Origin of the sequence: Rhodococcus sp. 05-2254-6 (assembly GCF_002258565.1) — a bacterium.
In the GTDB taxonomy this organism is placed as follows: Bacteria; Actinomycetota; Actinomycetes; order Mycobacteriales; family Mycobacteriaceae; genus Rhodococcoides.
The window spans coordinates 50,261-63,622 of record NZ_NOZF01000174.1 but is presented as its reverse complement, the minus strand read 5'-3'; the positions used below and the strand labels follow the sequence as shown (position 1 = coordinate 63,622).

14 protein-coding genes are annotated in these 13,362 nt (G+C 65.4%); 6 read left to right on the top strand and 8 right to left on the bottom strand.

Annotation, left to right across the window (positions count from 1 at the left end; genetic code table 11):
- Positions 1-4 precede the first annotated feature (4 nt).
- Positions 5-694 (top strand): FadR/GntR family transcriptional regulator, encoded by a 690-nt coding sequence (locus tag CH256_RS23925; RefSeq protein WP_068046035.1) that lies wholly within the window; start codon positions 5-7, stop codon positions 692-694.
- Here the strand turns inward: CH256_RS23925 and CH256_RS23920 are convergent.
- From CH256_RS23920 to CH256_RS23910, 3 genes are all read right to left on the bottom strand, one after another.
- Complete coding sequence (locus CH256_RS23920) at positions 684-1,538, bottom strand: TIGR02569 family protein (RefSeq protein WP_068046053.1); 855 nt, start codon at positions 1,536-1,538, stop codon at positions 684-686. The two genes, CH256_RS23925 and CH256_RS23920, sit on opposite strands and share 11 nt — an antisense overlap.
- 58 nt (positions 1,539-1,596) lie before the next feature.
- A complete protein-coding gene (gene moeZ, locus CH256_RS23915) occupies positions 1,597-2,763 on the bottom strand; it encodes an adenylyltransferase/sulfurtransferase MoeZ (protein WP_068046038.1) in 1,167 nt (388 codons plus the stop codon).
- Between the two features lie 90 nt (positions 2,764-2,853).
- Positions 2,854-3,837, bottom strand: coding sequence for a DUF3152 domain-containing protein (locus CH256_RS23910; protein ID WP_094642481.1), 984 nt, complete (start codon positions 3,835-3,837; stop codon positions 2,854-2,856).
- Between the two features lie 396 nt (positions 3,838-4,233).
- On the opposite strand from CH256_RS23910, the gene CH256_RS23905 reads away from it, so the two are divergent.
- The gene (locus CH256_RS23905) at positions 4,234-4,887 is read left to right on the top strand and encodes a TetR/AcrR family transcriptional regulator (protein WP_068046045.1); all 654 of its coding nucleotides are present in this window, start codon (positions 4,234-4,236) and stop codon (positions 4,885-4,887) included.
- Between the two features lie 73 nt (positions 4,888-4,960).
- Here the strand turns inward: CH256_RS23905 and CH256_RS23900 are convergent, their stop codons facing one another.
- Positions 4,961-5,188 carry a DUF3107 domain-containing protein gene (locus CH256_RS23900; RefSeq protein ID WP_179272205.1) on the bottom strand — a complete coding sequence of 76 codons (228 nt, stop codon included), beginning with the start codon at positions 5,186-5,188 and terminating at the stop codon, positions 4,961-4,963.
- Positions 5,189-5,294: 106 nt separating this feature from the next.
- Positions 5,295-6,026 (bottom strand): ferritin-like fold-containing protein, encoded by a 732-nt coding sequence (locus tag CH256_RS23895; protein WP_179272204.1) that lies wholly within the window; start codon positions 6,024-6,026, stop codon positions 5,295-5,297.
- A 286-nt stretch (positions 6,027-6,312) separates the two neighbouring features.
- Here CH256_RS23895 and CH256_RS23890 point away from each other — a divergent pair, with 286 nt between their 5' ends.
- A complete protein-coding gene (locus CH256_RS23890) occupies positions 6,313-7,986 on the top strand; it encodes a DEAD/DEAH box helicase (protein ID WP_094670876.1) in 1,674 nt (557 codons plus the stop codon).
- A 9-nt stretch (positions 7,987-7,995) separates the two neighbouring features.
- Positions 7,996-9,240: an Rv3212 family protein gene (locus tag CH256_RS23885; protein WP_094670842.1), complete on the top strand. Its 1,245-nt coding sequence runs from the start codon at positions 7,996-7,998 to the stop codon at positions 9,238-9,240.
- A 21-nt stretch (positions 9,241-9,261) separates the two neighbouring features.
- Here CH256_RS23885 and CH256_RS23880 read toward each other — a convergent pair whose 3' ends face one another.
- Positions 9,262-10,056, bottom strand: coding sequence for a ParA family protein (locus tag CH256_RS23880; protein WP_094670840.1), 795 nt, complete (start codon positions 10,054-10,056; stop codon positions 9,262-9,264).
- Positions 10,057-10,115: 59 nt separating this feature from the next.
- Positions 10,116-11,582: a DHA2 family efflux MFS transporter permease subunit gene (locus CH256_RS23875; protein WP_094670874.1), complete on the bottom strand. Its 1,467-nt coding sequence runs from the start codon at positions 11,580-11,582 to the stop codon at positions 10,116-10,118.
- A gap of 181 nt (positions 11,583-11,763) precedes the next feature.
- Between CH256_RS23875 and CH256_RS23870 the strand changes: the two genes are divergently transcribed.
- Together CH256_RS23870 and CH256_RS23865 are read left to right on the top strand one after the other, a co-directional pair.
- The gene (locus tag CH256_RS23870; RefSeq protein ID WP_068045632.1) at positions 11,764-12,405 is read left to right on the top strand and encodes an acid phosphatase; all 642 of its coding nucleotides are present in this window, start codon (positions 11,764-11,766) and stop codon (positions 12,403-12,405) included.
- The gene (locus CH256_RS23865) at positions 12,402-12,878 is read left to right on the top strand and encodes a GNAT family N-acetyltransferase (protein WP_068045635.1); all 477 of its coding nucleotides are present in this window, start codon (positions 12,402-12,404) and stop codon (positions 12,876-12,878) included. Before CH256_RS23870 ends, CH256_RS23865 begins: the two co-directional genes overlap by 4 nt.
- A 9-nt stretch (positions 12,879-12,887) precedes the next feature.
- Here the strand turns inward: CH256_RS23865 and CH256_RS23860 are convergent, their stop codons facing one another.
- A complete protein-coding gene (locus CH256_RS23860; RefSeq protein ID WP_068045638.1) occupies positions 12,888-13,316 on the bottom strand; it encodes a hypothetical protein in 429 nt (142 codons plus the stop codon).
- Positions 13,317-13,362 lie beyond the last annotated feature (46 nt).

The window sequence follows — 13,362 nt, the reverse complement described above, 5'->3', positions numbered from 1 at the left end:
CCACGTGCGGCAGGTCCAGCGATCGAGCCTGATCTCCCAGGTCACCGCTCAGCTGCGCGAAGAGATCACGTCGCAGCGATGGCCGGTGGGTACCCGCATCCCCACCGAACCCGAACTGTGCGAGATCACCGGCACCGGGCGCAACACTGTGCGCGAGGCCGTGCAGGCACTCGTGCACGCCGGCATGGTCGAACGCAGGCAGGGTTCGGGCACCTTCGTCATGACGTGCTCCGACCTCGGCGGAACCCTGGGAAAGTACTTCTCGGACGCCAGGCACCGCGATGTCACCGAACTACGCGAAACCTTGGAAGTCACTGCGGCGGCTCTTGCGGCCGACCGACGCGACGACGACGACATCCGTGCCATGCTCGGCGCGCTGGCCGATCGCAACGCGGCGTGGTCCGACGAAACTCCGTTGGCCGATGCAGTTCGGATCGACGCACGCCTGCACCGCGCCATCGTCGCGGCCAGCCACAACGCCATCTATCTGGAGTTCTACGATTCGCTGCTACCGGTGATCCACGACGCCATGCGCCACCACGCCATCGAGCACGACGACGATTACATCGACGAACACACGGCGCTCGTGGAGGCGGTGATCGCCGGTGACGCGGCCCGCGCGATGCAGGCCGCTCGATCACTGTTCCACGAACTCTCCGAATCACCGGCTCGCGCAGCGGAAGTCAGAGAATAAGGCGTACCAGATCCGCCGTTCGCGCCAAGCCGGGGAACGCCTCGGACGTCGAACGCGGATGAAGCGCGTGCACCGCGAGACGAAACATCAACGCGCGCAGCAACATCTGCGGCCATTCCGGTAGATCGTCCCAGCGGTTGACCAGACCGTCGTCCGCGTCACCCCAGGAAAGGGCGTCCACCACGGCCACCCCGGCAGCCCAGGGCGCAGGACGCCAGTACGGGGTGATGTCGCTGATCCCTGGTGCCTCGCTACCCGAGAACAAGACCGTTCCGAACAGATCACCGTGTACCAACTGGTCCGGTGACTCGACGGGCTTGCGTAGTGTCGCAAGCTGTTTGACCAATTCCAGGCTGCTCTTGCCATCACTGGACGACGGCTCGGGTGCGCCGGCGCCGCGAGCAGAGCGCAGCGGGACCGCTTCCCAAGCAGCTCTGTCGGCAGCAACGAAAACATCCACGTCGGCCCACGGGGCCACGGGAGGCTGAACCAGAAATCGCGGTCGCTCGAGTTGCGCGGTCGCCGCGTGCAACCGCATCGACAACGAGACCACCTCGTCGTGACGAGGCTCCGGTTCGCCGGCGACGAACGTGTCTGCGCGCCAGCCCGACACGACGTATCGGCCGTCGGTCGACCGGACCGGTCGGGCGAGACGGACCCCGTCCACGGTCAATGTCTCGCGCACCTTGGCCGACCATGCGGCGCGGGCATGGTCTGCCACCGGGGACAGGACGACGTCGCCCAGACGCCATCCACCGTCCCAATCCGCACCGAGTGGTGCAGGCTCGACATCGCGCAGCCCGAACGTAGAGATCACGTGCTGAGGAGGTTCGACAGAGCTCACGAGCGCCACGCTACCGCCGATCGCGGTGCCGCTGCGGACGACGCGCACACGCGACACATCAGTACATGGGCAAACCAGGATCGATCTGCTGGGCCCACTCCACTATTCCGCCGTGCAGATGGGCGGCGTCCGAGAAACCGGCTGCCACGAGGGCGGAGAGCACCTCGGCGGACCTGATGCCGGTTTTGCAGTAGAGCACGATGGGGATGTGCTGCGGTAGATCCGACATCGCCGCCCCCGACAGGATTCGACCCTTGGGAATCGAGCGCGCACCGTCGATGCGGACGATGTCCCACTCCACCGGCTCACGCACGTCGATGAGGGCGATCTCGCGACCGGACTGCATCATTGCGTGCAGCTCCGCCGGAGTGACCGATTCGCCGGTGGACTCGGCGGCCGGCACCACTCCGCAGAATGCCTCGTAATCGATCAGCTCGGTGATCGGCGTTCGATGCGGGTCCCGAGTCAGACCGACGGTTCGATAGCTCATCGCCAGTGCGTCGTAGATCATCAACCGACCCAGCAACGTCTCGCCGAGTCCGGTGATCAGCTTGATCGCCTCGGTGACCATGATCGACCCGATCGACGCGCACAGCACCCCCAGCACCCCACCTTCGGCACACGAGGGCACCATGCCGGGCGGTGGAGCCTCGGGGTACAGGTCGCGATAGTTGATACCTGCGTCGCCGGGGGCTCGATCCCAGAACACCGACACCTGCCCCTCGAACCGGTAGATCGAACCCCATACATAGGGGATCCCGACCAGCGCGGCCGCGTCGTTGACGAGGTATCGGGTGGCGAAGTTGTCGGTCCCGTCGAGCACGAGGTCGTACTGCCGAAAGAGCTCGAGTGCGTTCGACGAGTCGAGTCGAACACGGTGCAGCGTCACCTCGACGCCGTCGTTGAGTTCGAGAATCGAGTCTCTCGCGCTGTCGGCCTTCGGGCGACCCACGTCGGACCGGCCGTGGATGATCTGCCGTTGCAGGTTCGACAGTTCGACGTCGTCGAATTCCACGACGCCCAGAGTCCCGACACCGGCGGCCGCGAGGTACAGCAGTGCGGGTGAGCCCAGTCCCCCGGCACCGACGACGAGCACGCGGGCGTTGCGCAGTCGCTTCTGACCGTCGGTTCCCACACTGGGAATGATCAGGTGCCGGCTGTACCGGGCGACGTCCTCGGGCGACAGTTCGCCTGCGGGTTCGACCAGCGGGGGTAGATGGACCACGACGCAGCGACGCTCCTCGACTCGACACGGCGGCCGGTGACCCGGCGCGATACGTTCGAATCTAACTCAGCCTGTCCGAGTTCCAGCCGATCAGCCTCGCGGGTAGGGCCACGGATTGAATCGGCATGTCTTGCCGTCCATCGGAACGACGCCCGCTGGGTCCAGTCGCGCGATGTCGTCGTTGTTCGTTCCGAATGTCTGCTGCATCATCACCGGAGCGAGCCCACCGTCGGTCTCGCACGGTTGGTGCTGCTGGTAGCCGATCGCGTGGCCGACCTCGTGATTGATCTGGTACTGGCGGTACGAGCCGATGTCGCCCTGGAACGAGATCGCCCCACGCACCCACCTCGGCTCGTTGAGCACCACTCGCTCGATGCCGGGGTTGTAGCAGGAGACCTCGAGCTGAATGTCGTAACCGCAGGCCTGCCGGATCGACATCTGCGACGTCAGCGAGATTCTGAAGTCGGGATCGCCCTGATCGATGCGACGGAATCCGAACCGTGGATCGTTGGTCCAACTCTTGGGGTTGGCGAGGGTCTGATCCACCAAGCGGCCGAACGACTCGTCGCCGCCGAACCCGACCGTGTCCACGCCGTCCTCGACCTCGACCGTGTAGGTGAACACCCGCTCGGTCCCCTGACCCACCTGCTCCGTTGTCCCCGGCACGGTGTGCCACGTTCCGGCCCCCTCAACCGCGAACGGACCACCGTCGGGTAGTTCACCCGACGATATCGACGCTGCGAAGTTACCGTCGGCCTGCGGCGGAACGCCGATGATTCCGGTACCCGACGTCGTATCCGAACTCAAGGTGCCGAATCCGGGATCGGCGTTGGTGGATTGCGCTGCGGTGCCGGTGACGGGGTCACCGGTCCGCACGGCATCGAACACGACGAGCGCGGTCACCACGATCAGAATCGGCACCGCGTACGCCCGCCAGCCGTACGTGGACGCGAACTTTCCGAGCTTGCTCTGCTTCCTGATGTCACGATCCGGTCGACGACTGCGCAGCTTGACCTCGCGTTGCGTCGGATCCCACTGCGCGCGGAGCGGTTGATGCGACCCGCGACTGCCCACGCTGCGTGGGAAATCGTCCGTGCGATCGTCGTAACCGTCGTCGACGCCGTCCGACTGCACACCACCGCGGATACGCGGCCCGCCTCGGTCAGTCACTCGAACACGATCTCACAATCCTCACCGCCCGCTGCTCGGCACGCCGATACCGGGAATGGAACTATCGGGTTTTCGGTACGAAAACATCGTACGAACAAACCGCTCGACATGTTCCGGTATCGCCCACTTTCCGCAACGGTCCCCCAGGATCCCGTGGGTGCCGGCCGCCACGAGTATCGTTGCCCGTGATCTGCGCTACGAGCGGTCCGAACCGACGGCCACCCGCCGGAAGTTCATGCCGGACCGTTCGTTGTCGAACCAAGACGAGCGCAGCTGTCGACGCGGATGGGAACATAATTGATGACAGATCTCGACGACCGGAGGTCTTCGGACCGGCCGGCCACCACCGGCAATCGGCGCGGCGCACGGCTGCCTCGCGATGCCCGTCGGGCGCAACTGCTCGCTGCGGCGAGCGAGATATTCGTGACCCGTGGGTACCACGCATCCGGAATGGACGAGATCGCCGAATGCGCGGGCGTCAGTAAGCCGGTCCTGTATCAGCACTTTCCCGGAAAACTCGAGCTGTATCTGGCGGTGCTGCAGAGTTACGTCGACACCCTGATCGCAGGAGTACGACAGGCTCTGCGCTCGACCACGGACAACAAGCAACGAGTTCGTGCCGCGGTGCTGGCGTTCTACGACTTCGTCGACACCGATACACAGGGATTCCGCCTGGTCTTCGAATCCGATCTGATGGGCGACCCGCAGGTCAATGCACGCGTCGAGCAGGCAACCGAAGCGTGCGTCGATGCCGTCTTCGACCTCGTTGCCCACGATTCCGGACTCGATCCCTATCGAGCTCGCGTACTGGCCGTAGGCCTGGTCGGTGCCAGTCAGTTCACTGCTCGGTACTGGCTCGAAGCCGACCGGCCGATCTCGAAGGAAGACGCCGTCGACACCACGGTTTCGCTGGCCTGGGGCGGTCTGTCGCACGTTCCCCTGCAGGCACCGTAGCCTCGCAACCCGCAAACTCGACACGCCCCTCACTCGCATCGAGTGAGGGGCGTGTTCTGCGTTCCGAGCAGTCTCAGGCGGTCGCGAATCCGACCTTCCGAGAATCGGACGGACCGATCTCGACGTACGACACCTTGGAAGACTGGATCAAGAACTTGCGTCCCTTCTCGTCCTCCAACGCCAGCACTCCGTCCTTACCGGCGAAGGCGGTCGATACGAGCGCTTCGACCTCGGCCGGGGACTGCGTGCTGTTCACGACGAGCTCACGGGAACTCTCCGAAACACCGATCTTGACCTCCACGGTCAACCTCCGAACTCTCGACAACTCTGCTCACGCCAGGCTAGTGCAGCGGCGTCGAGCCAGACGCCCGACGCCCTGTGCTGTCAGCGAACACAGTCCTGTGCGGTCAGTCGAGGCCGAGTGAGGACATCCGTTCCGCGTGTTGTTCCTGCATGCGATCGAACAGTGCGACGACACCGTTGAGGTCTCCCGATGCGGTGATGACGAGATCGGTCAGCGACTCACGGCGAGCGAGCACGAACTGCGCCTGGGTGATTGCCTCACCGAGCAGACGACGACCCCACAGCATCAATCGCGCCTTCTCCTGCGAGCTCGCACGAACCCGATCGGACACCTCGTGCACCACGAATTCCGAGTGCCCGGTCTCGGCCAGCACGTCGCGGACGATCTCGGCCACGTCGGGGGTGAGACTGTGCGCGATCTGCCGGTAGAAATCGGCCGCGATGCCGTCGCCCACGTACGCCTTGACCAACGACTCCAACCACGTCGACGGCGTCGTCGACTCGTGGTACTCGTCCAGGGCGCGAACGAACGGGTCCATCGAGGCGTAGACGTCGAGACCACGATCGGACAAGGCTCTCTGCAACGTCTCGAAGTGGCTCATCTCCGCAGCCGCCATGCTCGCGAGCGCGACGCGACCCTCCATCGACGGAGCCATTCGAGCGTCGTCCGCCAGGCGATAGAACGCGGAAATCTCGCCGTACGCGAGCACCGCGAACAGATCCGGAATACCGGGGTGATCGTGCGCGATCGACGGCTCGACTCGATCCGACTCGGGCGACTCGACGACAGTGGTGGGTGAAACTGCGGACGACGGCTCCGACGAATGGGCTCCCATGGCTGGCAATCGTAGTCCGGTGCCCGACGCCTCGTCGCGGCGCGCGCTGGACCTACCGTGACCTGCCGACAATGGAGAATTCCGTTCGGCAAGCTACCATGGTGCTCGATCGTCACTCGCGGACCGATGAAACGGACCGAAGAAGCACACGACGGTCATCGATAATGTGTGCGCACCTGATCCGGGTCGCCTCGACAGCTTCGCCGCAGCGGACATCGCAGTTCGCGGCCGCGCTGAGGCTGACGGCGACATCACATCGGATCGAGGGCATCGACTTCGGCCGGCAATAGGCCTATGCCCTTCCTCGTGCGCACGTTCGACCACGAGGAAGGCCAGTCCCCTGAGCAAGATAGTCATCGACCAAGAATCCGACACCGGCGACACCACGCTGTCGGCGCAGCTGGACGACAAGCACGTACCCCCCACTTTCGCCGAACTGAACGTTGACCCCACCATCGTTCGCGCGCTCTCCGAGATGGGAATCGAGCGGACGTTCGCCATCCAGGAGTTGACGCTGCCGCTCGCCATCGCGGGCGACGACCTCATCGGTCAGGCACGCACCGGAATGGGCAAGACGTTCGGCTTCGGTGTGCCTCTGCTGCACCGACTCGCCACGGACAACTCCGGTACCTCCCCGCTCGACGGCACTCCCCGCGCCCTGGTGATCGTGCCGACCCGTGAACTGTGCGTTCAGGTCAGCTCCGACCTCGAGAACGCATCCAAGTACCTCAGCGGCGCGAACGGCCCCGTCAAGGTGCTCTCCATCTACGGTGGCCGTCCGTACGAGGCGCAGATCAGCGCGTTGCAGAACGGCGTCGACGTCGTCGTCGGCACCCCGGGCCGACTGCTCGACCTCGCCAAGCAGAACCACCTGATCCTCGGCAAGGTCGGAGTCCTGGTCCTCGACGAGGCCGACGAGATGCTCGACCTCGGGTTCCTCCCCGACATCGAGCGCATCCTCGGCATGGTTCCCGACAAGCGTCAGACGATGCTGTTCTCGGCGACGATGCCCGGCCCCATCATCACTCTGGCCCGGACGTTCCTGACTCAGCCGACGCACATCCGCGCCGAAGAGGCGGAGTCCTCGGCCGTCCACGACCGCACCGCCCAGCACGTCTACCGGGCCCACGCCCTCGACAAGGTCGAGATGGTCGCCAAAGTTCTCAAGGCCGAGGGTCGCGGCGCGACCATGGTGTTCACCCGCACCAAGCGCACCGCCCAGAAGGTCGCCGACGAGCTGGCCGAGCGCGGATACTCGGTCGGTGCCGTGCACGGTGACCTCGGCCAGGTCCAGCGCGAGAAGGCCCTCAAGTCGTTCCGGACGGGCAAGATCGACGTTCTGGTGGCGACCGACGTCGCGGCCCGCGGTATCGACATCGACGACGTCACCCACGTCATCAACTACCAGTGCCCCGAGGACGAGAAGACCTACGTGCACCGCATCGGCCGCACCGGCCGTGCCGGGCGCACCGGCATCGCGGTCACCCTGGTCGACTGGGACGACATCCCCCGTTGGCAGCTGATCGACAAGGCGCTCGATCTCGGCATGCCGGATCCGGTCGAGACCTACTCGAGCTCGCCGCACCTGTTCACCGACCTCGGTATCGCCACCGACGCCACCGGCACGGTACGCAAGGCACCCTCGCGCGCCCCGGAGAAGGCGGACGACGGCGAGGCGACGGCAGCGCCTGCGGCCGACGCGTCTTCGGCTACCAAGCCGCGCCGCTCACGCAGTCGGCGTCGCACCCGCGCAGGGCAGGACGGCGACAACACCGCCGCAACCAGCGTTGCGCAGAACGATTCCGCACCGGCAACGAAATCGGTTGCCGAACAGTCGGATACGTCCGATGCGGCGTCCGCGGACACGGTCACCAAGACTGCGCCGCGCCGCCGCAGGCGTCGTCGCCCCAGTGGATCGTCCGCCGACGCCGGACCCTCGACTGCGAGCGCGTCGGAGTAATCTCCCGCCGTGCTGGCTCCAGAACGAAGGACGAGAACCGACCTCGTCGTCGCCGCCGTCATCGCGGTGGTGGTAGTGGTTGCCGCGAGCATCGCCTGGTTCACCGGTGATGCTCGCGGAACCACATCGATCCCGGCCGAGGAGCCGCTGGCTCAGGCCGAGCCCGCGCTCGCGGTGCCCACTGCGCTCACCGAACTGTGGCGTGCGCCGAGTGCAGCGACGGATTCGACGCGAACCCCACTCCCTGTCGTCACCGGGTCCACGGTCGTGACGGCGGACGGGGGCTCCGTCCTCGGCCGCGATCCACGGTCAGGAGAGCCATCCTGGTCGTACTCGAGAGATCTCCCGCTCTGCTCGGTGGTCTCGTCGTGGAACACCGCGGTCACGGTCTACCGCGACGACCGCGGTTGCTCTCAGGTCACCGAACTCGACGGGCCGACCGGAGAGCGCAAGGCGCAGCGCACTTCCGACGCCGACGATGCGGTCCGCCTGTCCTCCGATGGCACCTACGTGACGTCGAGGGGCGACACGCGCATGGAGCTGTGGCGGTCGGACATGGTGCGCACCCTCGAATACGGTCGAGTCGATGCCCCGGTCAATCCGGGTAGTCAGCCGCGAACCGGGTGCACGCTGCTGTCCTCGGCGTCGACGAACTCGCGGACGGCTGTGCTCGAACAGTGCCCGGGAGAGACCGCTGCCCGATTGTCGCTGATGAATCCTGCGCCCAAGGACGCCGGTAAACCTGAGGAGTACGGGTCGACGGTGGTACCGGAACTCGTCCCCCGATCCGACGCACCCACTGCCGGGCAGATCATCGCGATCACGGGCAGCGTTGTCGCGCTGTACATTCCAGCGGAAAACGGCGCGCCCGACCGGGTAGGACTCTACGACGACGCGGCCGCGAAACTGTCCGAATTCACTCTTCCGACCGGCTCCTCCCCTACCCCGGATCTTCCTGCGACGAAGGCAGGTTCGGCTCTCACCTGGTTCACCGGCACGGGGGTCCAGGCGTTCGATTCCAACAACCTGAGCCCTCTCTGGACCGTCCCCGGAGCCCTCGGAAGTGGAGCGGTCATGGCAGGCCGACTCCTGTTACCGGTGCCCGACGGCATCTCGGTGGTCGATCTCTCCACCGGTGTCAGGGTGGCCGACATTCCGGTCGACCGAGGCGATTACGACGGCCCGATACAGATGTCGGTGATCGGCGATGTGGTCGTCGAGCAACGCGGTTCCGACGTGGTCGCTCTCGGCTGACCCGCCGGCACGGGCTTCGTTCTACTCCGCCGGATCATAGGTCTTCAGATCGGCTTGACCGTCCCAGTACGCCAGCAGATTCTCGGCAAGTTCTCGATAGGCCTGTGCGCCCTTGTTCTTTCGTCCCGAGAGTACCGTCGCGCCCGAGGCACTGGCCTCGGCGAAGCGTACGGTCCGCGGAATCGGCGGTGCTAGAACCGGCAACGAGTAGCGGTCCGAGACGTCGCCGAGCACATCCCTGCTGTGCGTGGTGCGGGCGTCGAACAGTGTGGGAAGGGCACCGAGCAGCGTCAGATCGGGGTTGGTGATCTGTTGCACCTCGGACACCGTTCGCAACAACTGCCCGACCCCGCGATGAGCGAGAGTCTCGCACTGCAGGGGCACGAGCACCGACTGTGCGGCGGTGAGGCCGTTGAGGGTCAGCACCCCCAACGACGGCGGACAATCGATGACGACGACATCGAAGTCCGCGAGGATCGGCGCGAGTGCACGCTTGAGCGCGAACTCACGACCCGCGCGCATCAGCAGCAGGGCTTCCGCACCTGCGAGATCGATCGTCGCCGGAAGCAGAACGATTCCTTCCGCAGTCTCGATCAGCACGTCCTCGACCTTCGCATCCCCGGTCAGCACCTCGTGCACCGAGGAATCGAGCTTGTCGGGATTGTGTCCGAGAGAGAACGTCAGACAGCCCTGCGGGTCGAGGTCGACCACCAGGACTCGTCGATCGAGAGCATGCAGCGCCGCCGCGAGCGAAGCCACCGTGGTGGTCTTGGCGACGCCGCCCTTCTGATTCGCAACCGCGAGAATTGTCGTCACGGCCCTGATCCTTGCTTACATCGAGCCGATGAGCGAGGGTTCGGCATCTCTCGGGCGCGTCAGTGCAGCGAGATCGGTGCCGCGGACCGCTCGGTCACGTGCTTCGTCCGGGGCAGGAAGAAGGCGGGAACGAACGTGACGACGATCAGAACCAACGCGACCATGAAGGTGGTCCCGAAGGCCCTGGCCGAGATGTCGAAGGCCTCGATCTGGCTGGTTGCGGTCAGTGCGGGCTTCTGCTGAGCGGTCAGCACCACCGACATCAGTGCGGTACCTATCGACCCGGCCGCTTGCTGGACGATGTTCATCAACGTCGAGCCCCGCGCAACCGTCTCGTCGGTCAACGTCTGCAGCGCAGCCGTCATGATCGGCATCATCGTCGAACCGAGTCCGAGTCCCATGACGAACAGTGCACCGATCAGCAAGGTGTACGAGGTGTCGGTGCCGACCCGAGTGAACACCGCCATCCCTGCGGTGATGAGCACCATCCCCACCAGCACGATCCTGCCGGGACCGAACTTGTCGGCGATCACTCCGGCGATCGGCATCGCGATCATCGCGCCGATGCCCTGTGGTGCGAGCAGCAGCCCGGCAGTCAACGTCGTTTCTCCACGAAGCAGGAAATAGCTCGGGAACAGCAGACCCGCGCCCATGAAGGCGACCATGAAGAGCGTCGTGGTGATCACGGCCACGGTGAGCGACCTGTTCCGGAACAGCCGTAGATCGATCAGGGGATGCTGCACGCGCAGTGCATGGAACACGAACAGAACGATCAACACGAGTCCGACGATGACCGGGACCAGCACCTTCACCGCGAGAACGGTTTCGGTTTCGACGACCGAGGACGCGCCGTAGAGGAACAGTGCGAGGCCGGGCGAGAGCATCAGCATGCCGCGGAAATCGAAGGACTCGGACGGAGTCGGGTTGTCCTTGGGGAAGATCAGCACGGCCGCGATCAGAGCGAGGATGCCGATCGGCAGATTGATGAGGAAGATCCAGTGCCAACTCGCCGCCTCGATCAGCCAGCCTCCGAGGATCGGCCCCGCGATGGGCCCGATGAGCATCGGGACACCGAGCACGGCCATCACGCGCCCGATCCGCTCCGGGCCTGCGGCGCGCGTCATGATCGTCATGCCCAGTGGCATCAGCATGCCTCCGCCGAGGCCCTGCAGCACTCGGAAGACGATGAGCGAGGTGATGTCCCACGCGAAGCTGCACAGCACCGAACCGAGGACGAACAGCACCAGCGCCGTGATGTAGAGGCGCTTGGTTCCGAACCGATCGGCAGCCCACCCCGTCAGCGGTATGACGGTGGCCAGGGCGAGCGTGTAGCCCGTCATCGTCCACGCGGCATTGGCGTAGGTGGTCTCGAAGACGTCGGTGAAGGTCCGGAGCGCGACGCTGACGACGGTGACGTCGAGTATCGACATGATGGCCCCGAGCACGACGACCCCGGCGATCTTCAGCAACGCGCCGTCGAGCTTCTCCGGAGAATCGGGCGACGCGGGCTTCTGCAGGTCGGTCATGGTTCTCCAAGTCGATGAGAAGGAGCTGTGCGGCACGACGGACAGAGCTGCGTCGCCCATGGCAGTGACGATTCGGAACGAGAGTAACCGGCCGGTAGGTCTGTACTCAATCGACAAATCGGACACATCCGCAGGTCGACTATGACAAGGGCCACATCACGCGGGCAGGCATGATCGTTCCATGACCACACACGGCGGCGTCGAGGCAGGCAGAGTCGTTCTACTCCGGCACGGCGAGACCGAATGGGCTCTGGCCGGCAAGCACACCGGTAACACCGACGTCCCCCTCACCAGCGTCGGCGAGCAACAGGCCGTCGAGGCCGGATCGCTGCTCCGATTACTGAACCTGCGCGATCCTCTGGTGATCACGAGCCCGCGAGAGCGCGCACGTCGAACCGCCGAGCTCGCAGGCCTGGAGGTCGATCGGGAGTGGGATGCGTTGTCGGAGTGGGACTACGGAGAATACGAAGGCATCACGTCGACGCAGATCCACGAAACTGTGCCGCACTGGACCGTCTGGACGCATCCATGTCCGGGTGGTGAGTCCATCGGTGACATCGCCGTACGCGTCGACATGGTGCTCTCGGTCGTCCTGCCGCTGTTGAGCGGCCGCGACGTCGTGTTGGTCGGTCACGGCCACTTCTCGCGCGCACTGATCGCCGGCTGGACCGAGGCCCCCATCACCGAGGGCAAACGCTTCGCCCTCTCGCCCGCCGCGTACTCGTTGCTCGGCTTCGAGCATTCGTTCCGCCAGCTCGTCGCGCACAACGTGCACCCGTCGATCCTCACCGCCGCCACGGCACCGAAAGGAAACCCAGGATGATTCGCCGCGCCACCGAGGCCGATGTTCCCGCCGTCACCGCTCTCGTGCACGAACTCGCCGCCTACGAGAAGTCGTCCTCGCTGTGCACCGTTCGAGACGAGCAGCTTCGCGCCGCTCTGTTCGGAGCGCAGCCGTCGGTGTTCGCACACGTCGCCGAGCACGAGGGGACGGTGGTGGGATGCGCGTTGTGGTTCCTGAACTTCTCCACGTGGGACGGAGTCAACGGAATCTATCTGGAGGATCTCTACGTGCAACCCGCCGCGCGGGGAGAAGGCTTCGGAACTGCACTGCTCGCCGCATTGGCCGCCGAATGCGTCGACCGGCAGTACACGCGGTTGGCCTGGTCGGTTCTGGACTGGAACACCCCGTCGATCGGCTTCTACCGGTCGCTCGGGGCAGATCCCCAGGACGAATGGACGACGTTCCGCCTGACCGAGGATGCATTGTCCGAGTTGGCCATCCAGGCGCGTTGAACGACTACGTCAGCGGAGGTCGTCGTCGACGTCGCTGTATTCGGCGGCCATCCACCGAGAGGACGGCGGGCTGAACAGCAAGACGAGCACGCCGACGACCACGACTCCTAGGGCGACGCCGTAGACGGTCTGGTGCGATCCGGTCAACAGCGACCACACGACGGGCAGCAGCAACAGCTGTACGACCGTGGCGATGGATCGTCCCCAGCGTTTTCCGAGGACCAGGGCAACGCCTGCGGCGCCGACTCCGATGCCCAGGACACCGAACCACCCGGCGGTGCCGTACCCGTTGGCCACTGCGTTCTCTCCCTCTCCGGAGAACGCTCGGACGAGTAGGACGATCGCGGCCACCAACGACGCCACGCCCTGCGCCGCGACGAGCGCCCCGGCGGATCGAAACGTGGCCGGCGGGGTGAGGTTCTCGGGTGAGGTGGACACGCGACCAGCCTAGGCAACCGGGAGTGGAGCCTGCGGAACGACCCAG

Excerpts from the sequence above, each read along its gene's own strand:
- CH256_RS23905 (WP_068046045.1), top strand. The coding sequence starts at position 4,234 with ATGACAGATCTCGACGACCGGAGGTCTTCGGACCGGCCGGCCACCACC.
- CH256_RS23895 (WP_179272204.1), bottom strand. The coding sequence starts at position 6,026 with ATGGGAGCCCATTCGTCGGAGCCGTCGTCCGCAGTTTCACCCACCACT.
- CH256_RS23875 (WP_094670874.1), bottom strand. The coding sequence starts at position 11,582 with ATGACCGACCTGCAGAAGCCCGCGTCGCCCGATTCTCCGGAGAAGCTC.
- CH256_RS23870 (WP_068045632.1), top strand. The coding sequence starts at position 11,764 with ATGACCACACACGGCGGCGTCGAGGCAGGCAGAGTCGTTCTACTCCGG.
- CH256_RS23865 (WP_068045635.1), top strand. The coding sequence starts at position 12,402 with ATGATTCGCCGCGCCACCGAGGCCGATGTTCCCGCCGTCACCGCTCTC.